The sequence below is a fragment of the Pseudoxanthomonas japonensis genome (genome assembly GCF_010093445.1).
Lineage (GTDB): Bacteria > Pseudomonadota > Gammaproteobacteria > Xanthomonadales > Xanthomonadaceae > Pseudoxanthomonas_A > Pseudoxanthomonas_A japonensis.
Window position 1 is genome coordinate 1 of sequence record NZ_PDWW01000002.1, and the last position, 21911, is coordinate 21911.

The following is a 21911-nucleotide window of genomic DNA, read 5'->3' on the forward strand; positions in this document are numbered from 1 at the left end:
CCCTGGACCCGGCGCGCGTCGGTGTTGGGGGGCGTCCCGCCGCTCGGAGGCGCGGCACCGCTCCCGTCCAGTCTCCCCCGTCCGCTTTTCATCCCCGGCGGCGCCGGCCGCGGGTCCTGCTCGCCCACCTGGCGGCATGTGCTGGCCGCCAATCGGGCGGCTGTTCGGTATTCCCGTTTCGCCGTGAGCCCGGGCTTCGCTTGCGTTTACACCACCCGCCACTATGCCGACGTCGCCCGCGGCATCCAGACCGTGCAGCTCGAGCTGGCGCAGCTCAACTACATGGACGAAGACACCTTCGCCTACCTGCCCGAGCGCGCGGGGCGGACGCAGGCGCTGATCCGGCGGTTGCTGGAACGCGCGCTGGCGTGATGCGCTCGCGATGACGCGATCGAAGGCGGAAGACGAACTGGCGCAACCGCTCGACGTGGCGCCGGCGGAAGCGCTGGAGGCGCCGCATCCGCGGCCGGGCCTGCATGCCGTCAGCCGCGCCGGCCTGGTGCTTGCGGCGCTCGGCGCCATCGCGTTCTCGGGCAAGGCGATCATCGTCAAGCTGGGCTACCGCTATGGCGCGGACGCGGTGACACTGCTCGCGTTGCGCATGCTGGTGGCGTTCCCGTTCTTCCTGCTGATGGGATTCTGGGCCGCCCGCCGCAGTGCGCGGCTGTCGAACGCGGACCGCCGGAAGATCGTGCTGCTGGGTTTCCTCGGTTACTACCTGGCCAGCTTCCTCGATTTTGCCGGCCTGGCCTACATCACGGCCACGCTGGAACGGCTGATTCTCTACCTGACCCCGACGCTGGTGGCGCTGATCGGCTGGCTGGCGTTCGGCAAACGGATCTCGCGGCGGCAGGCGTTGGCGCTGCTGGTCAGCTACGCGGGCGTGGCACTGGCGTTCGGGCACGACCTGCAGACCGGCGGCCCCAACATCATGCTGGGTGGTGCGCTGGTGTTCGGCAGCGCGCTGGCCTATGCGTTGTACCTGGTCGGCAGCGGCGAACTGGTCGCGCGCGTCGGTGCGGTACGCCTGACGGCCTATGCCAGCAGCGTGGCCAGCGTGCTGTGCCTGGTGCAGTTCGTCGTGCTGCGACCGATGCAGGCCCTGGTGCTGCCGTGGGAGGTCTATGCGCTGTCGCTGGTCAACGGCACGCTGTGTACGGTGCTGCCGGTGCTTGCAGTGATGATGGCGGTGGCACGCATCGGTTCCGCCCTGGCCGCGCAGGTCGGCATGATCGGTCCGGTCTCGACCATCGTGCTGAGTCTGCTGTTGCTGGGGGAACCGATGGGTCCCTGGCAGGTAGCCGGCACCGTGCTGGTGATGGCGGGCGTGTTCGTGGTCTCGCAGCAGAAGACCGTCGCCCGCTGACCGGGCGCGCTAGGCGACGACGCTCGCGTCGGCCAGCCACTGGACCACGTGCGACAGCGCGTCGGCGTGGCTGTCGCCGGCCTGTCTTCGCTCGCGGTACCGTTCCAGCTGCGCATGCGCGCTGGTGCCGTTTTCCAGGATATGCCAGACGCGTTCGACCTGCGGCGCACAGCCCAGCGTGCGGATGTCATCGTCCAGCGCCTCCAGCGTGTTCTCCAGCATCTCGCGCGCCGATACCAGGCGATGGCTGCTGAGATCGATGAGGCCGGCGTCGAAGCCGTAACGCTGGGCGCGCCAGAGGTTCTCGGCGACGATCGCCTGGTCGCCCGCGTGCAGGCCGGCGTGCAGGGTGGGCCGACGTTCAAGGTGCCGCACGAGGCAGCGATACACCTGTGCGATGGCCAGTGCATCGCACAGGTCGGTACAGGCATCGGTGATGCGCAGCTCCAGCGTGGGAAACGCGAGCGACGGTCGCAGCGCCCACCAGAGGAAGCGCGCATCCTGGATCGCGCGGCCGTCGGTCATGCGCTGCACATAGTGCTCGTATTCGGCCTGGTTGCGGAACAACGGCGGCAATCCCGTCCGCGGGATTTCCTGATACGCGGTCTGCCGGTAGCCCATCAGGCCGGTGGCATGCCCCATCCAGAAAGGCGAGGAGGTGCTGAGCGCCAGCAGCAGGGGCAGGAAGGGCTGCATGCGCGCCATCAGTTCCACGCGGCGCCCCGGATCCATCGGCTGCACATGCACGTGCAGGCCGCACAGCAGGTTGCGTTGCCCCAGCATCTGCAGTTCGCCCATCACCTGGTCGTAGTGGGGCTTGTCGGTGCTGCGTTGTCCGCGCCATTGCGCGGAGGGATGCGTGCCCGCCGCCAGGATGCCGAGCCCATGCCGGCGTGCGATGTCGCCCACGGTACGGCGCAGCGTGCGCAGGTCCTGCTCGGCGGCATGCGGATCGTCGTGCACGGCGGTCTGCACTTCCACCTGGGTCTGCAGCATCTCGCTGCCGAAACGTCCGCCGAGCGCGTCGCGGCACGCGCTGAAGAAGTGTCGCGGCATGTGCCGCAGGCGGCGCCCGTTGCGGCGGATGAGGAAGTACTCCTCCTCCACGCCGAACGTATAGGGGTGTGCGTAGCGTTCCGCCGACATGGCCCGGTTATCGCACCGGAGGAGTGAACGCGGTGTTCAACGCCGCCGACGCTGCCCGGGCCGCCACAACGGCCCGGGTCGGTCACGGGCGGCGATCAGACTTCCAGCGACGCCAGATCGCCCTTCGCTTCAAGCCATGACTTGCGATCGCTGGCGCGTTTCTTCGCCAGCAGCATGTCCATCAGGCCCCGCGTCTGCAGGTCGTCGTCGACGGTCAGCTGCACCAGGCGGCGCGTGTCCGGGTGGATGGTGGACTCGCGCAGCTGCGAGGGATTCATCTCGCCCAGGCCCTTGAAGCGGGTGACGTTGACCTGGCCGCGGATCTTCTCGCGCTCGATCTTCTCCAGCAGCAGGCGCTTTTCTTCCTCGTCCAGCGCGTAGAACACCTGCTTGCCCACGTCGACGCGGAACAGCGGCGGCATCGCCACGAACACGTGGCCCGACGCGACCAGCGTGGGGAAGTGGCGCAGGAACAGCGCGGTCAGCAGGGTGGCGATGTGCAGGCCGTCCGAATCGGCGTCGGCCAGGATCACCACCTTGCCGTAGCGCAGCCCGCTGATGTCGTCCTTGCCGGGATCGCAGCCGATGGCCACGGCCAGGTCGTGCACTTCCTGCGAGGCCAGCACGCTGCCGGAGGCGACTTCCCACGTGTTGAGGATCTTGCCGCGCAGCGGCAGGATCGCCTGGAAATCCTTGTCGCGCGCCTGCTTGGCCGAGCCGCCGGCCGAATCGCCTTCCACCAGGAACAGCTCGGTGCGCGACAGGTCCTGGCTGATGCAGTCGGCGAGCTTGCCGGGCAGGGCAGGGCCCTGGGTGACCTTCTTGCGGACGACCTGCTTCTCGGTCTTCAGGCGCGCGCTGGCGCGCTCGATGGCGATCTGCGCGATCTTCTCGCCCAGGTCGACGTGCTGGTTCAGCCACAGGCTGAAGGCATCGTGCGCGGCGCCTTCGATGAAGCCGGCGGCCTGGCGCGAGGACAGGCGTTCCTTGGTCTGGCCGCTGAACTGCGGGTCGGTCATCTTCAGCGACAGAACGAAGGTCACGCGGTCCCACACGTCTTCCGGTGCGAGCTTGACGCCGCGCGGCAGCAGGTTGCGGAAGTCGCAGAACTCGCGCAGCGCATCGGTCAGGCCGCTGCGCAGGCCATTGACGTGCGTGCCGTGCTGCGCGGTGGGGATCAGGTTGACGTAGCTTTCCTGCACCAGCTCGCCTTCCGGCACCCAGGCCACGGCCCAGTCCACGACTTCGCTGTCCTTCTTCAGCTGGCCGACGAACAGTTCCGGCGGCAGCAGCTCGCGGCCGGCCATCTCGCCGCGCAGGTAGTCGCGCAGGCCGTCCTCGTAGTGCCAGCTGTCGCGCTCGCCGGTGGCTTCGTCGAACAGGGTGACGTTCAGCCCCGGGCACAGCACGGCCTTGGCGCGCAGCAGGTGCCGGAGTGCGCGCACGTTGAACTTCGGCGTGTCGAAATACTTCGGGTCGGCCCAGAAGCGGACGCGCGTACCCGTGTTCTTCTTGCCGACACTGCCGACCACTTCCAGCGGCGTGGCGCGGTCGCCGTTGCGGAAGGTGATGCGGTGTTCGCTGCCTTCGCGCTTGATGTGGACTTCGACCAGCGTGGACAGCGCGTTGACCACGCTGACGCCGACGCCGTGAAGGCCACCGGAGAAGGTGTAGTTCTTGTTGCTGAACTTGCCGCCGGCGTGCAGGCGCGTGAGGATCAGTTCCACGCCCGGAATCTTCTCCTCCGGATGGATGTCCACGGGCATGCCGCGGCCGTCGTCGCTGACTTCGCAGCTGCCATCCTTGTACAGCGTGACCTCGATGCTGCCGGCGTGGCCGGCCAGCGCTTCGTCCACGGCGTTGTCGATGACTTCCTGCGCCAGATGGTTCGGACGCGCGGTGTCGGTATACATGCCCGGCCGGCGCTTGACCGGGTCAAGGCCGGAAAGGACTTCGATGTCGGCGGCGTTGTAACGACTGCTCATGGGTCTTCAGGTTCTCGATACGGCGCAGCGCCCCGGGGCGCCGCAGGATGACGAAGGGCGGGAACAGTCGGCCACGGGGCCGTCGCAGGGCGCGCGACGCGCCGGGTGTCCTGTCTGGCCTTTCGGACCGGGCGGCAGTGTGCGGCCAGCACGGCTTTTTTTCCATGTTCAGTCGAGGGCCGGGCAGCGGACGCTAGGCTTGCGCCGTGGACATGGATGCCCTTGGGAACGCCATCCGGCGCCCCCAGATTCCCGCCATCCACGAGGAGCATTGCCATGAAGTCCCGCAACCTGTTGCTGCTGTCCGCCGCTGCCATCGGCGCGCTGTTCGCGGTCCAGGCGTTTGCCCAGTCCCGTACCGGTACGGAGGCCGACAAGCCGAAGCAGGACCAGTCCCAGACCAGTGACCCGTCCGATCCGGAGGCGAAGGCTCGCCGCCGTGCCGCCAACGAAGCCGCCGCCAAGCAGCGCAAGGCTGCCGAAGGCCAGCAGAAGAAGGCCGGCGAAGAAGACGAAGAGCGCAAGCCCTGACCATCGTCGTTACGCCCTGACCCTTGCTGCACAAGGGTTTCAGGCGCGCAGTCGACTCACTGACACCCCGCTTCGGCGGGGTGTCGCGCTTCCGGGCGACACGCGTTGCCTGTAGACTATGGCTTTCCGGAGCCCCGCCCATGACTCCCCTGATTTTCGTTACCGGCGGCGTTGTGTCCTCGCTAGGCAAGGGCATCGCCGCCGCTTCGCTTGCGTCCATTCTCGAAGCGCGTGGCCTGAAGGTCACGATGATGAAGCTGGACCCCTACATCAACGTCGACCCGGGCACCATGAGCCCGTTCCAGCACGGCGAGGTGTACGTCACCGACGACGGCGCCGAGACCGACCTGGACCTGGGCCACTACGAGCGCTTCGTGCGCACGCGCCTGAGCCGCAAGAATTCCGTCACCACCGGCCGGATCTACGAGAACGTGATCCGCAAGGAGCGCCGTGGCGACTACCTGGGCGCGACCGTCCAGGTCATTCCGCACATCACCGACGAGATCCGCCGCTGCATCGACGAGGCCACCGAAGGCTTCGACGTGGCGCTGGTGGAGATTGGCGGTACCGTCGGCGATATCGAATCGCTGCCGTTCCTCGAAGCCATCCGCCAGATCCGCACCGAGCGCGGTCCGGAGAAGGCGCTGTTCATGCACCTGACGCTGGTGCCGTACGTCGCTGCCGCGGGTGAGCTGAAGACCAAGCCGACCCAGCATTCGGTGAAGGAACTGCGTTCGATCGGTATCCAGCCCGACGTGCTGCTGTGCCGCTCGGAGCAGCCGATTCCGGATTCCGAGCGTCGCAAAATCTCGCTGTTCACCAACGTGCCCGAGCGCGCCGTCATCAGCGTGCCGGACGTGGACGTGCTGTACCGCATCCCGATGGGCCTGCACCGTCAGGGGCTGGACGAGATCGTGCTGCGCCAGTTCCGCATCGAGAACGCGCAGGCGGCCGATCTGTCCGAGTGGGAAGCTGCGGTCGATGCCACGCTGAACCCGCTGGACGAGGTGACCATCGCCGTCGTCGGCAAGTATGTCGACCACCAGGATGCGTACAAATCCGTCGGCGAGGCGTTGAAGCACGGCGGCCTGCGCCAGCGCACGCGCGTCAACCTGAAATGGATCGAGGCGCAGGAACTGGAAGGCACCGACATGGCCCTGCTGCAGGGCGTGGATGGCGTGCTGGTGCCCGGCGGCTTCGGCGACCGCGGTTTCGAAGGCAAGGTGCTGACCTCGCGTTTCGCACGCGAACAGAAGCTGCCGTACTTCGGCATCTGCTACGGCATGCAGGCGGCAGTGGTCGATTACGCCCGCCATGTTGCCGGGCTGGAGAACGCCAACAGCACCGAGAACGACAAGCAGTCGCCGCATCCGGTGATCGGCCTGATCACCGAGTGGCGCACGGCCGCCGGCGACGTCGAGAAGCGCGACGAGCGCTCCGACCTCGGCGGCACCATGCGCCTAGGTCTGCAGGAACAGCGTCTGAAGCCCGGAACGCTGGCGCGTGAGTTGTACGGCAAGGACGTGGTGGCCGAACGTCATCGCCACCGCTACGAATTCAACAACCGCTACCGCACGCAGCTGGAGGACGCCGGCCTGGTCATTTCCGCCAAGTCCATGGATGACCTGCTGGTGGAAATGGTGGAACTGCCGCGCACAGTGCATCCGTGGTTCCTGGCGTGCCAGGCGCATCCGGAGTTCCTGTCCACGCCGCGCGATGGCCATCCGCTGTTCGTCGGCTTCATCCGCGCCGCGCGCGAGAAGAAGGCGGGTGGCAAGCTGCTGAAGGAAGCGCGTGCTTGAATGATTGTTCCTTCTCCCTCCGGGAGAAGGTGCCCCGAAGGGGCGGATGAGGGTTCGGCGAAGTTCCAGATGTTCCAGCCTTCCTGATTCCGCCGTACCCTCACCCCAACCCCTCTCCCGGTGGGAGAGGGGCCAGATCGAGAGGTGGTTGAATGAAGCTTTGTGGATTCGACGTCGGCCTGGACCAGCCCCTGTTCCTGATCGCCGGTCCATGCGTGATCGAGTCGATGCAGTTGCAGATTGATGTCGCCGGCCGTTTGAAGGAAATCACCGGCAAGCTGGGGATGAACTTCATCTTCAAGTCGAGCTTCGACAAGGCCAACCGCACCTCCGGCACCAGCTTCCGCGGCCCGGGTCTGGAAGAGGGGCTGAAGGTGCTGGACGCGGTAAAGAAGCAGGTCGGCGTGCCGGTATTGACCGACGTGCACGAGTACACGCCGATGGACGAAGTCGCCGCCGTCGTCGACGTGCTGCAGACGCCTGCCTTCCTCGTGCGCCAGACCGACTTCATCAGGAAGGTCTGCTCGGCCGGCAAGCCGGTCAACATCAAGAAGGGCCAGTTCCTGTCGCCGTGGGACATGAAGCCCGTGGTCGAGAAGGCCAAATCCACCGGCAACCAGGACATCATGGTCTGCGAGCGCGGCGCGTCGTTCGGCTACAACAACCTGGTCAGCGACATGCGTTCGCTGAGCGTGATGCGCGACACCGGTTGTCCGGTCGTGTTCGATGCGACGCACTCGGTGCAGCTGCCGGGCGGGCAGGGCACCAGTTCCGGTGGTCAGCGCGAGTTCGTGCCGGTGCTGGCGCGCGCGGCCGTCGCCGTCGGCGTGGCCGGCCTGTTCGCCGAGACCCATCCGGATCCGGCCAAGGCGCTGTCCGATGGCCCGAACGCCTGGCCGCTGGACAAGATGGAAGCGCTGCTGGAGACGCTGCTGGCGCTGGATTCGATCACCAAGAAGAACGGGTTCCTGGAGAGCTCGGTCTGATGGGATCGGCGAGCGGTCTATCCTGGGCGGTGCGGACGGTATCCGTAGGCCTGTTGCTGACCTTCGCAGGGGTTCCGCTTCGCGCGGACGCATGCACGACGAACCCGCCCATGCGCGCGCCGCCGATCGCCGAACTGGTGCAAACGTCGGACGTGGTTGCCATCGTCCATGTCGATCGCATCCATCCACTGACGGCCGAGGAAGCCGCCTTTACCGAGCGCGTCTTCAGTGATCCGCCGTTGAACCTACCGATCCGCCTGCCGAGCCAGTCCGCCGATGTCACCGTGATGCGCAGCCTGAAGGGAACGATCCCGAAAGGTGCGCCCATAGGCAGTGGCACCACCAGCTGCGATGTCGTGCTGATGGAAGGGCGCGATTACCTTATCTTTGCCCGGACGACGGCTGAGTCCGGCGACAAGATCGAGCCTCGTTACGGCACGTTGATGATCGACCAGGGCCCCGAAAGCCTTTCCGCCCTGGCGGAAGTCGAGCATTCCCTTTCATCCTCCAAACCGACCCCACCATGACCAACATCGCCAAGATCCACGCCCGCGAAATCCTCGATTCCCGCGGCAATCCCACCCTCGAAGCCGAGGTTACGCTGGAAGACGGCTCCTTCGGCCGCGCCATGGTGCCGTCCGGCGCCTCGACCGGCACCAAGGAAGCGGTCGAACTGCGCGACGGCGACAAGACCCGCTACCTGGGCAAGGGCGTGCGCAAGGCGGTGGAGAACGTCAACACGACGATCGCCACGGCGCTGAAGGGCTTCGATGCCATCGACCAGGAAGGCCTGGATCGCCGCCTGATCGACATCGATGGCACCGAAAACAAGGGCCGCCTGGGCGCGAACGCGCTGCTCGGCGTGTCGATGGCCAACGCCCATGCGGTGGCTGCCTCAAAGAAGCTTCCGCTGTGGCAGTACCTCGCCAACGGCAACGACGTCACCCTGCCGGTGCCGATGATGAACATCATCAACGGCGGCGCGCATGCAGACAACAACGTCGATTTCCAGGAGTTCATGGTGCTGCCGGTCGGCTTCGATTCGTTCGCCGAATCGCTGCGCGCCGGCACCGAGATCTTCCACTCGCTGAAGTCGGTGCTGAAGGGTCACGGCCTGAGCACGGCGGTCGGCGACGAGGGCGGTTTCGCTCCGGACTTCCGCAGCAATGTCGAAGCCTTGGACACCATCCTCGAGGCCATCGGCAAGGCCGGCTACACCGCCGGTGAAGACGTGCTGCTGGGCCTGGACGTGGCCTCCAGCGAGTTCTTCGACAACGGCAAGTACCACCTGGTCGGCGAGAACAAGCGCCTGACCAGCGAACAGTTCGTCGACTTCCTCGCCGACTGGGCCGCGCAGTACCCGATCATCACCATCGAGGACGGCTTGGCCGAGGACGACTGGGCGGGCTGGAAGCTGCTGACCGACCGCATCGGCAAGAAAGTGCAGCTGGTCGGCGACGACCTGTTCGTCACCAATCCGAAGATCTTCAAGGAAGGCATCGAGTCCGGCACCGCCAACGCGATCCTGATCAAGGTCAACCAGATCGGTACGCTGACCGAGACGCTGGAAGCCATCGCCATGGCGCACCATGCGAACTACGCGGCCGTCGTGTCGCACCGTTCGGGCGAAACCGAGGATACGACCATTGCGGATATCGCGGTCGCCACCACGGCGACGCAGATCAAGACCGGCTCGCTGTGCCGCAGTGACCGCGTCGCCAAGTACAACCAGCTGCTGCGCATCGAAGAGGCGCTCGGCGCCAAGGCGCGCTATGCCGGTCGCAACGCCTTCGTCTCGCTGAAGCAGTAATCCATGCGCAAGGCGCCCTGGCTCCTGCTGGTACTGGTACTGCTGCTGGGATGGCTCCAGTACAAGTTCTGGTTCGGTGTCGGCAGTTCGGGCCAGGTCGTCGCGCTGGAGCAGCAGGTCGAATCGCAGAAGCGCGAGAATGCCGGTCTGCAGGAACGCAACGACGCCCTGGCCGCCGAAGTCGAGGACCTCAAGTCCGGCGAGTCGGCGGTCGAGGAGCGGGCGCGCAGCGAACTGGGCATGATCAAGCCGGGCGAGAAGTTCTACCGGGTGGTCGAGCCGGTGCCACCGCTGCCCGTGACCGGCGGCGAAGGCAGCGATGGCGACGCCGCGGAGCCCTCGCCCTGATGGCCCGCATCTGGGCCGTCGTGCCCGCGGCCGGGCGCGGTACCCGCTTCGGTGGAGAACTCCCCAAGCAGTATCTGGTGGTGGACGGGCTGCCCTTGATCGCGCACACGCTGGCGGCGCTGTTCGCGCACGACGCCGTGGAAGGTGCGGTCGTGCCGGTGTCGGAGAACGATCCCGACTGGCCGTGTTGGACGGAGTTCGCCGGCAAGCCGGTGCACGCGTGCACTGGCGGTGCGAGCCGTGCCGCGTCCGTACTGGCGGGGTTGCGCGCCTTGCCGGACGACGTGCGTGCGGACGATTTCGTGCTGGTGCACGACGCTGCGCGCCCGAACCTGTCGCTGACCGACCTGTCCCAACTGCTGGAGCGTGGCCGCAACGATCCCGTCGGTGCGATCCTGGCTGCGCCCGTGCGCGATACCCTGAAGCGCGCCGGCGACGATGGCGGTATCGACGGCACGGAGGCGCGCGAGCGGTTGTGGCGAGCCTTCACCCCGCAGCTGTTCCGTCGCCTGCAACTGACCCGTGCGCTGGAGTCCGCCACCACTGACGGCGTCGAGGTTACCGACGAGGCGATGGCGATGGAACGCCTCGGCCTGCGCCCGCTGTTGGTGGAAGGCTCCGAAAGCAACTTCAAGATCACCACGCCGGCGGACCTGGCCAGGTTCGCCTACGAACGGGCGCAGCGCGACTGCTGACGCGCCATCGGAAACGACATGTCCGACTCATTGAATATCCGCATCGGCCAGGGCTTCGATGTGCATGCCTTCGGCGACGGCGACCACGTCATGCTGGGGGGCGTCCGCGTCCCGCACGATCGCGGCGTGCTGGCGCACAGCGACGGCGATGTCGTGCTGCACGCGCTGTGCGACGCGATGCTCGGCGCGCTGGCGCTGGGCGATATCGGTCGGCACTTCCCGCCTTCGGATGATCGATGGAAGGGGGCCGACAGCCGTGCCTTCGTCCGTCATTGCGATGCGCTGATCGGCGAGCGAGGCTGGCGCGTCGGCAATGTCGACGTCACCGTGATCTGCGAGCGACCGAAAGTCGGGCCGTATGCCGATGCGATGCGCGCCTGCGTGGCGCAGGATCTGCGCCTCGATCTGGATGCGGTCAGCATCAAGGCGACCACGACGGAGAAGCTCGGCTTCACCGGACGCGGCGAAGGCATCGCGGCACAGGCCGTCGTACTGCTGGTGCGCGCATGAGCGAGGCGTTGCCGCGTGCGTTCGGCGTGCCGGTACTGAGCGCGCGCATGCGCAGCGCGCCGGAAGATTTCGTCGTCGAAGAGCTGCCCGGCTTCGAACCCTCGGGCGAAGGCGAGCACCTGCTGCTGACCGTCGAGAAGCGCGGCATGAACACGGCGTTCGCCGCCAAGCGCATCGCCGCGTGGGCGGGGATCGCCGAGATGGGCGTGGGCTACGCCGGCCTCAAGGATCGCCACGCCGTCACCCGACAGCGTTTCAGTGTGCACCTGCCGCGCAAGGTGGCGCCGGATCTGGCGACGCTCGGTTCCGACGAGCTGAAGGTGCTGGAATCGACCTGGCATTCGCGCAAGCTGCCGCGCGGCGCGCTTGCCGGCAACCGGTTCGAACTGGTGTTGCGCGATGTGTCCGGCGACAACGAAGCCATCGAGGCGCGGCTACGCGATGTCGCCGCGCATGGCCTACCGAACTGGTTCGGCGAACAGCGCTTCGGGCGCGACGGTGGCAACGTGGCAGCGGCGCTGGCGATGTTCGCGGGGCGCCGGGTCAGGCGCGAACAGCGCTCGATCCTGATCTCGGCGGCGCGTTCCGAGCTGTTCAACCGCGTGCTGGCCGCGCGGCTGGCCGATGGCAGCTGGAATCGTGGCCTCGACGGCGAAGTCTGGATGCTGGCGGGCAGCCGCAGCGTGTTCGGGCCCGAACCGTTGAGCGAGCCACTGGCGCAGCGACTCGAGGACTTCGACATCCATCCGACCGGACCTCTGTGGGGCGCCGGCGAGCCGCGCACGCAGGCGGACGCCCGTGAACGCGAGGTGCTCGCGCTGCAGGGCGACGATGCGCTGGCGTTGCGGCAGGGGCTCGAGCGGGAAGGACTGCGACAGGAGCGTCGCGCGTTGCGCCTGCGGCCTGAAGGTCTGGCGTGGTCGTGGCCATCGCCCGATACGCTGCGCCTGGCGTTCTCGCTGCCGCCGGGAAGCTACGCCACCGCGGTGCTGCACGAACTGGGCGAGGTCGTCGACGCATCGCAGGGCGACCGTCCGTCGGAACACGGCTGAAGGGACTGGTAGTCGAGCGCCGTGGGCGTATAAGCCGGAAGTGAGCCAGGGACGCGTGTCGTCTCGGGCGGCAATGAGGTGAAGCAACCACGCAGCCCGGAGGTCGTCATGAAACGCTCGAGCTTCCTCTGTATCGCCCTGGTCATCGCGGGATCGCTCGCAGGGTGCGCAAGCACGCAAAGCGCCAGGCAGGACAAGCCACTGATGCAGCGCGCCACGGAGGTCGACGTGCTGTATGTCGGCTATGTCGACGCCTTCGCCAAGAGACGCGGTACCCGTGTGGTCTGGGTGAATCCCCCCAAGAAAACCGTTGTCACGCCGATCGCGTCGACGAACTGATTGATGCCGCCGGCGCCCGTCACCGACGGTACGCGAGCAGCACCAGCACAGCCCCGGTGCCGCCCTGCGTGGGCGGCGCCGAGTGGAACGCCATCACGTCGGCACGCTGGCGCAGCATCCGGTCGACCAGGTTCTTCAGCACCGGCGCCTCACTGTCCGAGCGCTGCCCCTTGCCGTGGATCACCCGTACGCAGCCATGATCGTGCGCATGTGCGTCCGCGAGGAACCGGCGCAGCAATCCTTCCGCCTGCAGGGCGGTGGCGCCATGCAGGTCCAGTTCGTCCTGCACCGAGAACTGTCCGCGCTTGAGGCGCTGGAAGGCGCGCGGCGACAGCGCGTCGCGACGATAGCTCAGCACATCACCGGCCGCATGCGGATCCAGTGCCTCCAGGCCGCGCTGGAATTCGCTGCGCGCATCGTGTTCGTCGCGGTCGGCCATGCGCGCGGCCGGTCGGGGTGGCGCCTTGCGCGGCGGTGGAGGCGCTTCCTGCAACCTGCGCACGTCGCCTATCGCGTCGCGGAACAACGCGGCGTCATCGTCATCGGGCGGCGTGGAGCGGGACATGCCATCAGCGTAGCGGCATTGCGACGTGACGCAAGCGCGGGAAGCCGTCGCGCGGTTCCGGTATCATGGGGCCGTCCCCGAGGAAACCCATGCGCGTACTGGTCAGCAACGACGACGGCGTCGACGCCCCCGGCATCCGAATCCTGGCAGAGGGCCTGCGCAGTGCGGGCCACGAAGTGTACGTGGTCGCTCCCGACCGCGACCGCTCCGGTGCCAGCAACTCGCTGACGCTCGACCTGCCGATCCGGCTGAAGCGCATCGACCACTACACCTGCAGCATCGCCGGCACGCCGACCGACTGCGTGCACCTTGCGCTGACCGGCATGCTGGAGTTCGAGCCGGACATCGTGGTGTCGGGCATCAACAACACCGCCAATCTGGGCGATGACGTCATCTACTCAGGCACCGTGTCGGCGGCGATGGAAGGCCGCTTCCTTGGCCTGCCGGCAGTGGCCATGTCGCTGGCCACCAAGAACCACGATGCGAAGCACTACGAGACCGCGGCGCGTGCCGCCGTGGAGATCGTGGCGCGCCTGAAGGCTGATCCGCTGCCCGCTGACACCATCCTCAACGTCAATGTGCCGGATCTGGCATGGAGCGACGTGCGCGGCTTCGAGGTCACGCGCTTGGGTAATCGGCACCGGTCCGAGCCTTGCGTTCCGCAACCGGATCCGCGCGGGCATACCGTGTACTGGATCGGTCCGGCCGGACGCGAGCAGGATGCGGGTCCAGGTACCGACTTCCATGCGGTGCGCACGGGCCACATCTCGATCACGCCCATCCACGTCGACCTGACCCGCTACCAGGCGCTGGAAAAGGTGGCGGGCTGGGTAGGTGGCCTGACCGCCGCGCTCGAGGGCTCGGCATGACGCCACGGTTGCGGCTGCAGCCCGAAGCGGTGGGCATGGGCATGACCTCGCAGCGTGTGCGCGACCGGCTGGTCGAACGGTTGCGTGAGGCCGGCATCGCCGACGAGCGCGTGCTCAATGCCATCCGCACGCTGCCGCGCCACCTGTTCGTCGACGAGGCGCTCGCCACGCGCGCGTACGAAGACACCGCGCTGCCGATCGGGCACAGCCAGACCATCTCGCAGCCGTGGGTGGTGGCGAGGATGACCGAGGTGCTGCTGGAGACCGAGCCGAAGAAGGTGCTGGAAATCGGCACGGGCTCGGGCTACCAGGCCGCGGTGCTGGCCGTGCTGGGGCTGGAGGTCTACACCGTCGAGCGCATCGGCGACCTGCTTCGCCAGGCCCGCAAGCGCCTGCGCCAGATGGGCATGAACGTGCGCAGCAAGCACGACGACGGCCGCATCGGCTGGGCCGAGCACGGCCCCTACGACGCCATCATCGTCACCGCCGCGGCACCGGCGCTGGTGCCGGTACTGGTGGAACAGCTCGCCGTCGGCGGGCAACTCGTCGCCCCGGTCGGCGGCAGCGGTTCCCAGTCGCTGGTGCGGCTGGTGAAGCGCGCCGATGGCAGCGTCGAGGAAACCACGCTCGCGCCGGTGGTGTTCGTGCCGCTGCTGTCGGGCACCCTGGATTGAATGAAGTGACGAATTCTCCGCAGCACGATGGACTTGCTAACAGCCCGGCCTCGCTGGGCGAACAGGTGGCCGGCATCATCGAACGCCTGCCACCCGACAAGCTCAGCCTGGGCGAACTGCTGGATGTCTTCAGCGATGAAGGCCTGTTGCTGCTGACCATCCTGCTGACGCTGGTGTTCCTGATCCCGGTGTCGATCCCCGGCGTCAGTACCGTGTTCGGTGCGGCCATCCTGCTGGTCGGCGTGAGTCGCCTGTTCAATCGTCCGCTCTGGCTACCGCAACGGATCAAGGACAAGGCGTTGCCGGCCGACCGCCTGCGTCCCGGCCTGACTGCGGGTCTGGTGTGGGTGCGCCGCATGGAGAAGATCAGCCGCCCGCACCGGCTGCGTTTCTTCGTCGATGGGCCAGGGCAGGGCGTCATCAACAATCTCGCTTTCATCCTGGCCGCGCTGCTGCTGATGGCGCCCTTCGGATTCGTGCCATTCAGCAACACCCTGCCAGCCTTGGCGCTGCTGCTGTATGCCATCGGCTTCATCCAGCGCGACGGGGGCGCGATCCTGCTGGGCCATCTGGCCAACATCGGCACGATCGTCTACTTCAGCGTGCTGATCGGTGGCGGCGGCGTGGCGGCACGCGAACTGTTCCAGCGATTGACCGGCTGAGCCGTGCGGCTTCCGCCCTGTGAGGAAACGAACGAACGCATGACCACGACGCTCCGCTCCGGCCATCGCATCACGCGCGCCCTCCTGATCGGCATCGCCATGGCCGTGCTGGCCGCCTGCTCCACGACGGTGGTGCGCGAACCCTCTGCTTCGTCGCCTGCACGGCAGACCTCGCAGGGCAAGCCTGGCGCCACGGTGCGTGTGCAGCGCGGCGACACGCTCTACGGCATCGCGTTCCGCAACGGCGTGGACGTCAACGATCTTGCGCGCTGGAACAGCCTGTCGGCGCCGTACACGATCTATCCTGGCCAGTCGCTCAAGCTGTTCCCGGGCAGCGGCGTCAGCCGTCCTCCGGCGACGACCGCCACGACCACGCCGACGAAGCCGGCCACCGGCACGACCACGCGGCCGGTCCCGCCGCCCGCGCCGGTCACCCGACCCACAGCGCCGCCGGCTCCTGCGAGCAGTGGCTTCTCCTGGCGCTGGCCTGCTGATGGCCACCTGATCGGTCGCTTCGTGGCGGGCGACGCCAGCAAGCAGGGCGTGGACATCGCAGGCAGCAGCGGGCAGGCGGTGCGCGCCGCCGCGGACGGCGTGGTGGTGTATTCCGGTGCGGGCCTGGTGGGCTATGGCGAGTTGATCATCGTCAAGCACAGCGAGGCCTGGCTTTCGGCGTATGGCCACAACCGCAAGCGGCTCGTCAACGAAGGCCAGAGCGTCAAGGCCGGGCAGCAGATCGCGGAAATGGGCAGCAGTGGCGCGTCGCGCGAGATGCTGCACTTCGAGATCCGCCACAACGGCAAGCCCGTCGACCCGCTGCAGTACCTGCCGCCACGCTGAGCGGCATCACGTGCGCGCGGGTCGCCAGGGGAGCCGCCCGCTGGCGGCTGCTCCGGTTCGGCCAGGAGACCTGACGCACAACGACGTCCCCCGGCGGTAGTCCGTGCCCCATGTGCGGTGCCCGGCGGTGTCGATGTGGATCCTCGTCGGCGTGTAGAAGCCCAGGCCCATCCGCAGCGAAGGGCCTTGCCTGCGCCAGAATTCGCACAGCGCTTCGGTGCGCGTGTCGTCGGTCAGGTCGAAATCGAGGGCGTTGTTGCGAAGATGGCGGCTGCGTGTGCTTCCGCCCGCGCACCGGTTCACCTCGGCGGAGCGGTAGCCAGAGCGGACATTGCCGCCCTCGACGATCCCCATGCGCTCCAACTGTGCCACCACGCGTAGCGTCGGCACGATCTTGTCCGCATGCTCGCGTGGCGGCAGCAGGAACTCCGGGCCGCAGGTGCGCTAGCGGCGACTGGACCGCAACAGGGCGGACATCGGAACCACGTTGCCAACGCCGGCCCGGGCCAGGGTGCCTTCGTAGTCGGCCAGCGCCGTGGCGTCGCTGCTGCGTCGCCACGTTTCATAGCGCTCGGCGGCATCCGGGAGAAGAGGCGTACAGGCTGCGGTGGCGAGGACGATGAGCAGCAGAAGCGGGCGCTGCGTCATGCAGAGGTCAGCGTGGCGCCAACAGGAATCCGGCCACGACCTTGCGCGACTCACTGGCCAGCACGTTGAAGGTGCGGGCGGCCGCGGCGTTGGTCATGACTTCGAGTCCCACGCCCTGGCGCAGGCAGGCGGCCATGACGGCGGCGGGCGGGAAGACCTGGCGTTCGCCCGTGCCCAACAGGACTACTTCCGGTTGCAGCGCGAGCAGCGGAAGCAGATCGTCCGGCGTCAGCGCAGCGCTGTCCTGGACCGGCCAGGCTTCGATGAGCTGCTGCGGCGAGAGGATGAAGCTGGATGACAGGGTGCGGTCGTTCACCCGGGCGACCTGGCCGTCGGCGGATCGCAGGGTGAAGGCGTAATCGGGAAGTTCGTGGCTGAGCTGCATGGCGGGCGGCCTGCGTGGCGGGCTCAGCCGCGCGGCAGCACGATCTGCCGGCGTTCCTTGCTGGGGCGGTACAGGACGGCGGTATGGCCGATCCGCTGCACCAGGGCAGCATCGGCCTGGTCGGCCAGCTCCCCGATCATGGCGTCGCGTGCCTCGCGGTCTTCACCGGCGACCTTGACCTTGACCAGTTCATGCTGCTCAAGCACCGCGTCCAGTTCGGCGATGAAGGCCGGCGTGATGCCCTTGTTCCCGATCTGCAGCAGCGCCTTCAGGTCGTGGGCCTGGCCGCGCAGGAAACGGGTCTGGGCAGCGGTCAGGACTACAGGCATGCGGCACGGTACGGGTCGAAAAGGGGGATCAGGGTATCATGGCGACCCCCACGAACGGCTCCGGCGGCTCCCGTCGCAGCGTGCCCGGAGACCTTGCCGACATGGCCACCCGCAGCAAGAGCAGCCAGCGCTGGCTCAAGGAACACTTCTCCGATCCCTACGTGAAGAAGGCCCAGGCCGAGGGCCTGCGTTCGCGTGCTGCCTACAAGCTGGAAGAACTGCTGGAGCGCGACCGCCTGCTCAAGCCCGGCATGGTGGTCGTCGACCTGGGCGCCGCGCCGGGCGGCTGGTCGCAGTTCGTCCGCCAGGCGATGGGTGACAGCGGCCGGGTGGTGGCCATGGACATCCTGGACATGCCCCCGCTGGCGGGCGTGGACTTCCTTCATGGGGATTTCAGGGAAGACAGCGTCCTATCCCAGTTGGAAGCCATGCTGGACGGCGCGCCCGTGGACCTTGTGCTGTCCGATATGGCCCCCAATAAGAGTGGTGTGGATGCGGTGGACCAGCCGCGGATGATGCATCTGGCGGAGTTGGCGATGGAGTTCGCCGACAGCCACCTGAAGCCGGGCGGGGCGTTCCTGATCAAGCTGTTCCAGGGCACCGGCTCCGACGACTACATCCGCGAGCTTCGCCGCCGCTATGACAAGGTGGCGATCCGCAAACCGGACGCGTCCCGCAAGCGTTCCCCCGAGGTGTACGCCCTGGGACAGGGCAAGCGGGCCCAGATCAAGTAAGGTGGCTTAACGTGCGAATGAGCAAAGAGGAACAGCGGAGCCGATGCGGATGAACGACCTGACCAAGAATCTGCTGCTGTGGGTAGTCGTCGCCGTCGTGCTGATGGTCGTCTTCCAGAGCTTCTCGCCCAAGGGTGCCAGCACCGCGGCCATGACCGGCGGTACCACCTATTCCACGTTCCTCGACCAGGTCGATGGCGGCAACGTCCAGCGCGTCGAGTTCGGCGGCGATGCCCGCAGCGGCGTGGGCGAGATCACCTACACCCTCCGCAATGGCGACACCAAGACGATCAATGCGCCGTTCGACCGCGACCTGATCAACGTGCTGCGCAACAAGCAGGTCGAGATCATCCAGAAGGACCCGCCGAGCGGTCTGAGCCTGACGACCATCCTGCTGAACTTCCTGCCGGTGCTGCTGATCATCGGCTTCTGGATCTTCATCATGCGGCAGATGCAGGGCGGGGGCGGCGGCGCGAAGGGCGCGATGTCTTTCGGCAAGTCGCGCGCCAAGCTGCAGGGCGAGGACCAGGTGAAGGTCACCTTCGCCGACGTCGCCGGCTGCGATGAAGCGAAGGAGGAAGTCGGTGAACTCGTCGAGTTCCTGCGCGACCCCGGCAAGTTCCAGAAGCTGGGCGGCAAGATCCCGCGCGGCGTGCTGATGGTCGGCCAGCCGGGCACCGGCAAGACGCTGCTCGCCAAGGCCATCGCCGGCGAAGCCAAGGTGCCGTTCTTCAGCATCTCCGGTTCCGACTTCGTCGAGATGTTCGTCGGCGTCGGCGCCAGCCGCGTGCGCGACATGTTCGAGCAGGCCAAGAAGCACGCGCCCTGCATCATCTTCATCGACGAGATCGACGCCGTCGGCCGCCATCGTGGTGCCGGCTTGGGCGGCGGCCATGACGAGCGCGAGCAGACGCTGAACCAGTTGCTGGTCGAGATGGACGGTTTCGAGGGCGGCGAAGGCGTCATCGTGATCGCCGCGACCAACCGTCCCGACGTGCTGGATCCGGCGCTGCTGCGTCCGGGCCGCTTCGACCGCCAGGTCGTCGTGGGCCTGCCCGACGTGAAGGGCCGCGAGCAGATCCTGCGCGTGCACATGCGCAAGCTGCCGCTGGCCGACGACGTCGAGCCGATGGTGATCGCGCGCGGTACCCCCGGCTTCAGCGGTGCCGACCTGGCCAACCTCTGCAACGAGGCGGCGCTGTTCGCCGCGCGCGAGAACGCGAAGGAAGTCCGCATGGACCACTTCGACCGCGCCCGCGACAAGATCCTGATGGGCGCCGAGCGTCGTTCGATGGCGATGAGCGAAGACGAAAAGACGCTGACCGCCTACCACGAGGCCGGCCACGCCATCGTCGGCCGCCTGGTGCCGGAGCACGACCCGGTCTACAAGGTCACCATCATTCCGCGCGGTCGCGCGCTGGGCGTGACGATGTACCTGCCGGAAGGCGACAAGTACTCTCTGAACCGCGTGGCCATCGAATCGCAGCTGTGCTCGCTGTACGGCGGCCGCGTGGCCGAGGAACTGATCTTCGGTGCCGACAAGGTCACCACCGGTGCGTCCAACGACATCGAGCGCGCCACCAAGATGGCCCGCAACATGGTCACCAAGTGGGGCCTGAGCGACGAGATGGGCCCGATCGCCTACGGCGAGGAAGAGGATGAAGTCTTCCTGGGCCGCTCGGTGACGCAGCACAAGAACGTCTCCAACGAGACCGCGCGCAAGATCGACGAAGTCGTGCGCCTCATCCTGGACCGCGCGTACGCACGGACCAAGACGATCCTCACCGACAACCTCGACAAGCTGCACACGATGTCCAACCTGCTGCTGCAGTACGAGACCATCGATGCGCCGCAGATCGACGCCATCATGGAAGGCCGCGACCCGCCGCCGCCGATGGGCTGGGGCAAGAACGGCAAGGACGACGACAAGTCCGAGTCGCGGCCGCTGCCGCCGATCGGCGGGCCCGCCGCGCAGACCTGAGGCGCGTTGCCAGCGTGATGACGAAAGGCCAGACTGGTGTCTGGCCTTTTTTTTGGCCATGGCCGTCGTCGGCAGGGGTGCCGAAGAGCCAACACGCCGACCACGGGGAGATGTCGTGAAAGGGGATGCCATGAAAGCGATCCGGAGGGGAGTCCTTCTGCTCGGGTCCGTGTCGATGATGCCGTTTGCGCACGCCGCGGATTTCACTGCGCAGCGCTCCGTGCCATTCGCAGAGGATTCGATCGTCGCCGGAAACATCAAGCGGGAGTGCCCCATCGGCACCCAGCTGACCGATGCGCTGGTGCGCTTCGCCTCCGCCGGGGGCCATCGCGTTGAACTGGTGGAGACGCTGGACACCGCGTCGGGGCAGGCACTCAAGCTGGAATTCCATGACGCGCAGAGTGCGGGCAACGCCTGGATGGGCCATCGCAAGTCGGTCACCGTGAAAGGCTGGCTCTACCGCGATGGACAGCAGGTCGCGAAGTTCGTCGCGCGCCGGAACTCCGGAGGCGGATTCGCCGGCGGATTCAAGGGCTCATGTGCGGTGCTGGAACGGACCGTCAATGCCATCGGCAAGGACGTGGCGGGGTGGTTGAACAACCCGGTCGACGGTGGCCAACTCGGCGACCTTCGCTGACGCGACCTGCGCATCACAACGGGACCACACCCATGTTCGACACCGTACCTCAACTGGACTGCACCGGCCGCATCCTCAAGCTGGACCGCCCGCAGGTGATGGGCATCGTCAACGTCACGCCGGATTCCTTCTCCGATGGCGGCGCGCACGACACCACCGACGCGGCCGTGGCGCATGCGCTTTCGTTGGTAGAGCAGGGCGCGGACCTGCTCGACATCGGTGGCGAGTCCACGCGGCCGGGCGCCGGCGAGGTGCCGCTGGAGGAGGAACTCCGTCGCGTCGTGCCGGTGATCGAGCAACTCGCCGCACGCGTGGAGGTGCCGATCAGCGTCGACACGTCCAAACCCGAGGTGATGCGTGCAGCCGTGCAGGCGGGCGCGGGCATGATCAACGACGTCTACGCGTTGCGCCGCGATGGTGCACTCGAAGCGGCGGCCGCGCTCGCCGTGCCGGTGGTGCTGATGCACATGCAGGGCGAGCCGCGTTCCATGCAGGCTGCACCCGGCTACGACGATGTCGTCGGCGAGGTGCATCGCTTCCTCGCCGAGCGCATCTTCGCGGCCGAGATGTCGGGCATCGCGAAGCAGCGCATCGTCGTCGACCCGGGCTTCGGCTTCGGCAAGGACACCGCGCACAACCTGCAACTGCTCGCACAGCTGCAGCGCTTCGTCGAACTCGGGGTGCCGGTGCTGGCCGGCCTGTCGCGCAAGCGCAGCATCGGCCAGCTCACCGGCCGCGACGTGCCGGCGGAGCGCGTGGCCGGATCGGTCGCCGCGCACCTGATCGCCGCGCAGCGCGGCGCGGCCATCGTGCGCGTGCACGATGTGGCGGCCACCGTGGATGCGCTGAAGGTCTGGAACGCCGTGGCCGCGGTACCGCTGCCGCGGCAGGCCGCCGTCGCACCGTCCATCCGCTGGCCCGACGACGACTGACGGGCGCCCAACAAAAAAACCGCCAGGGGCATGCGCCGCTGGCGGTCAGGGTCGTGCATCGCCGGCGCCACGCGCCGGATCCTGC

General features: G+C 67.4%; 27 protein-coding genes. 20 read left to right on the forward strand and 7 right to left on the reverse strand.

Going from position 1 to position 21911, the window contains the following annotated elements; translation table 11 throughout:
* Positions 1-183: 183 nt before the first annotated feature.
* Together CSC78_RS01765 and CSC78_RS01770 are read left to right on the forward strand one after the other, a co-directional pair.
* A complete protein-coding gene (locus CSC78_RS01765) occupies positions 184-372 on the forward strand; it encodes an N-formylglutamate amidohydrolase (RefSeq protein ID WP_202924101.1) in 189 nt (62 codons plus the stop codon).
* A 10-nt stretch (positions 373-382) separates the two neighbouring features.
* Positions 383-1366 carry a DMT family transporter gene (locus CSC78_RS01770; RefSeq protein WP_162336205.1) on the forward strand — a complete coding sequence of 328 codons (984 nt, stop codon included), beginning with the start codon at positions 383-385 and terminating at the stop codon, positions 1364-1366.
* A gap of 9 nt (positions 1367-1375) precedes the next feature.
* Here the strand turns inward: CSC78_RS01770 and CSC78_RS01775 are convergent, their stop codons facing one another.
* Positions 1376-2512, reverse strand: coding sequence for a carboxylate-amine ligase (locus CSC78_RS01775; RefSeq protein ID WP_162336206.1), 1137 nt, complete (start codon positions 2510-2512; stop codon positions 1376-1378).
* 95 nt (positions 2513-2607) lie between these two features.
* Positions 2608-4497, reverse strand: a complete 1890-nt coding sequence (gene parE / locus CSC78_RS01780) for a DNA topoisomerase IV subunit B (RefSeq protein WP_162336207.1) — start codon at positions 4495-4497, stop codon at positions 2608-2610.
* Positions 4498-4773: 276 nt separating this feature from the next.
* Between parE and CSC78_RS01785 the strand changes: the two genes are divergently transcribed.
* From CSC78_RS01785 to CSC78_RS01830, 10 genes are all read left to right on the forward strand, one after another.
* Positions 4774-5028 carry a hypothetical protein gene (locus CSC78_RS01785; RefSeq protein ID WP_162336208.1) on the forward strand — a complete coding sequence of 85 codons (255 nt, stop codon included), beginning with the start codon at positions 4774-4776 and terminating at the stop codon, positions 5026-5028.
* Positions 5029-5168: 140 nt separating this feature from the next.
* Positions 5169-6830 carry a CTP synthase gene (locus CSC78_RS01790; protein WP_162336209.1) on the forward strand — a complete coding sequence of 554 codons (1662 nt, stop codon included), beginning with the start codon at positions 5169-5171 and terminating at the stop codon, positions 6828-6830.
* Positions 6831-6982: 152 nt separating this feature from the next.
* Positions 6983-7816, forward strand: a complete 834-nt coding sequence (gene kdsA, locus CSC78_RS01795; RefSeq protein WP_162336210.1) for a 3-deoxy-8-phosphooctulonate synthase — start codon at positions 6983-6985, stop codon at positions 7814-7816.
* Positions 7817-7926: 110 nt separating this feature from the next.
* Positions 7927-8343, forward strand: coding sequence for a hypothetical protein (locus tag CSC78_RS01800; RefSeq protein ID WP_162336211.1), 417 nt, complete (start codon positions 7927-7929; stop codon positions 8341-8343).
* Complete coding sequence (eno, locus tag CSC78_RS01805) at positions 8340-9626, forward strand: phosphopyruvate hydratase (RefSeq protein WP_162336212.1); 1287 nt, start codon at positions 8340-8342, stop codon at positions 9624-9626. The genes CSC78_RS01800 and eno overlap by 4 nt, the downstream gene beginning before the upstream one ends.
* Positions 9627-9629: 3 nt before the next feature.
* Positions 9630-9974, forward strand: a complete 345-nt coding sequence (gene ftsB, locus CSC78_RS01810; RefSeq protein ID WP_162336213.1) for a cell division protein FtsB — start codon at positions 9630-9632, stop codon at positions 9972-9974.
* Complete coding sequence (gene ispD, locus CSC78_RS01815; RefSeq protein ID WP_162336214.1) at positions 9974-10669, forward strand: 2-C-methyl-D-erythritol 4-phosphate cytidylyltransferase; 696 nt, start codon at positions 9974-9976, stop codon at positions 10667-10669. Before ftsB ends, ispD begins: the two co-directional genes overlap by 1 nt.
* Positions 10670-10687: 18 nt before the next feature.
* Positions 10688-11179 (forward strand): 2-C-methyl-D-erythritol 2,4-cyclodiphosphate synthase, encoded by a 492-nt coding sequence (gene ispF, locus CSC78_RS01820; protein ID WP_162336215.1) that lies wholly within the window; start codon positions 10688-10690, stop codon positions 11177-11179.
* Positions 11176-12231, forward strand: a complete 1056-nt coding sequence (gene truD, locus CSC78_RS01825; RefSeq protein WP_162336216.1) for a tRNA pseudouridine(13) synthase TruD — start codon at positions 11176-11178, stop codon at positions 12229-12231. The genes ispF and truD overlap by 4 nt, the downstream gene beginning before the upstream one ends.
* A gap of 108 nt (positions 12232-12339) precedes the next feature.
* Positions 12340-12570, forward strand: coding sequence for a hypothetical protein (locus CSC78_RS01830; RefSeq protein ID WP_162336217.1), 231 nt, complete (start codon positions 12340-12342; stop codon positions 12568-12570).
* 19 nt (positions 12571-12589) lie between these two features.
* Here the strand turns inward: CSC78_RS01830 and CSC78_RS01835 are convergent, their stop codons facing one another.
* Complete coding sequence (locus tag CSC78_RS01835) at positions 12590-13135, reverse strand: Smr/MutS family protein (protein WP_162336218.1); 546 nt, start codon at positions 13133-13135, stop codon at positions 12590-12592.
* 89 nt (positions 13136-13224) lie between these two features.
* Here CSC78_RS01835 and surE point away from each other — a divergent pair, with 89 nt between their 5' ends.
* Genes surE through CSC78_RS01855 form a run of 4 tightly spaced genes read left to right on the forward strand, consistent with a single transcriptional unit; the run spans position 13225 to position 16180 of the window.
* On the forward strand, positions 13225-14004 hold the full coding sequence (gene surE / locus CSC78_RS01840) for a 5'/3'-nucleotidase SurE (RefSeq protein ID WP_162336219.1): 780 nt from the start codon (positions 13225-13227) through the stop codon (positions 14002-14004).
* Complete coding sequence (locus CSC78_RS01845; protein WP_162336220.1) at positions 14001-14678, forward strand: protein-L-isoaspartate(D-aspartate) O-methyltransferase; 678 nt, start codon at positions 14001-14003, stop codon at positions 14676-14678. Before surE ends, CSC78_RS01845 begins: the two co-directional genes overlap by 4 nt.
* Positions 14679-14683: 5 nt before the next feature.
* The gene (locus CSC78_RS01850; RefSeq protein WP_162336221.1) at positions 14684-15340 is read left to right on the forward strand and encodes an exopolysaccharide biosynthesis protein; all 657 of its coding nucleotides are present in this window, start codon (positions 14684-14686) and stop codon (positions 15338-15340) included.
* Between the two features lie 39 nt (positions 15341-15379).
* Positions 15380-16180: a peptidoglycan DD-metalloendopeptidase family protein gene (locus tag CSC78_RS01855; RefSeq protein ID WP_162336222.1), complete on the forward strand. Its 801-nt coding sequence runs from the start codon at positions 15380-15382 to the stop codon at positions 16178-16180.
* A 6-nt stretch (positions 16181-16186) separates the two neighbouring features.
* Here CSC78_RS01855 and CSC78_RS01860 read toward each other — a convergent pair whose 3' ends face one another.
* From CSC78_RS01860 to yhbY, 4 genes are read right to left on the reverse strand one after another with little or no spacing between them, the layout of a single operon-like run.
* Positions 16187-16570: a D-Ala-D-Ala carboxypeptidase family metallohydrolase gene (locus CSC78_RS01860; RefSeq protein ID WP_162336223.1), complete on the reverse strand. Its 384-nt coding sequence runs from the start codon at positions 16568-16570 to the stop codon at positions 16187-16189.
* Positions 16571-16624: 54 nt separating this feature from the next.
* Entirely contained in the window at positions 16625-16828 is a 204-nt protein-coding gene (locus tag CSC78_RS01865) for a hypothetical protein (RefSeq protein WP_162336224.1), read from the reverse strand.
* Between the two features lie 7 nt (positions 16829-16835).
* Complete coding sequence (locus CSC78_RS01870; RefSeq protein WP_162336225.1) at positions 16836-17213, reverse strand: Mth938-like domain-containing protein; 378 nt, start codon at positions 17211-17213, stop codon at positions 16836-16838.
* A gap of 23 nt (positions 17214-17236) precedes the next feature.
* Positions 17237-17542 carry a ribosome assembly RNA-binding protein YhbY gene (yhbY, locus tag CSC78_RS01875; protein ID WP_162336226.1) on the reverse strand — a complete coding sequence of 102 codons (306 nt, stop codon included), beginning with the start codon at positions 17540-17542 and terminating at the stop codon, positions 17237-17239.
* A 101-nt stretch (positions 17543-17643) separates the two neighbouring features.
* On the opposite strand from yhbY, the gene rlmE reads away from it, so the two are divergent.
* Genes rlmE through folP form a run of 4 tightly spaced genes read left to right on the forward strand, consistent with a single transcriptional unit; the run spans position 17644 to position 21826 of the window.
* Positions 17644-18276 carry a 23S rRNA (uridine(2552)-2'-O)-methyltransferase RlmE gene (rlmE, locus tag CSC78_RS01880; RefSeq protein WP_162336227.1) on the forward strand — a complete coding sequence of 211 codons (633 nt, stop codon included), beginning with the start codon at positions 17644-17646 and terminating at the stop codon, positions 18274-18276.
* Between the two features lie 49 nt (positions 18277-18325).
* On the forward strand, positions 18326-20257 hold the full coding sequence (ftsH, locus tag CSC78_RS01885; RefSeq protein WP_162336228.1) for an ATP-dependent zinc metalloprotease FtsH: 1932 nt from the start codon (positions 18326-18328) through the stop codon (positions 20255-20257).
* A 58-nt stretch (positions 20258-20315) separates the two neighbouring features.
* Complete coding sequence (locus CSC78_RS01890) at positions 20316-20894, forward strand: hypothetical protein (protein ID WP_162336229.1); 579 nt, start codon at positions 20316-20318, stop codon at positions 20892-20894.
* A 32-nt stretch (positions 20895-20926) separates the two neighbouring features.
* Positions 20927-21826 (forward strand): dihydropteroate synthase, encoded by a 900-nt coding sequence (gene folP, locus CSC78_RS01895; protein WP_162336230.1) that lies wholly within the window; start codon positions 20927-20929, stop codon positions 21824-21826.
* Positions 21827-21911 lie beyond the last annotated feature (85 nt).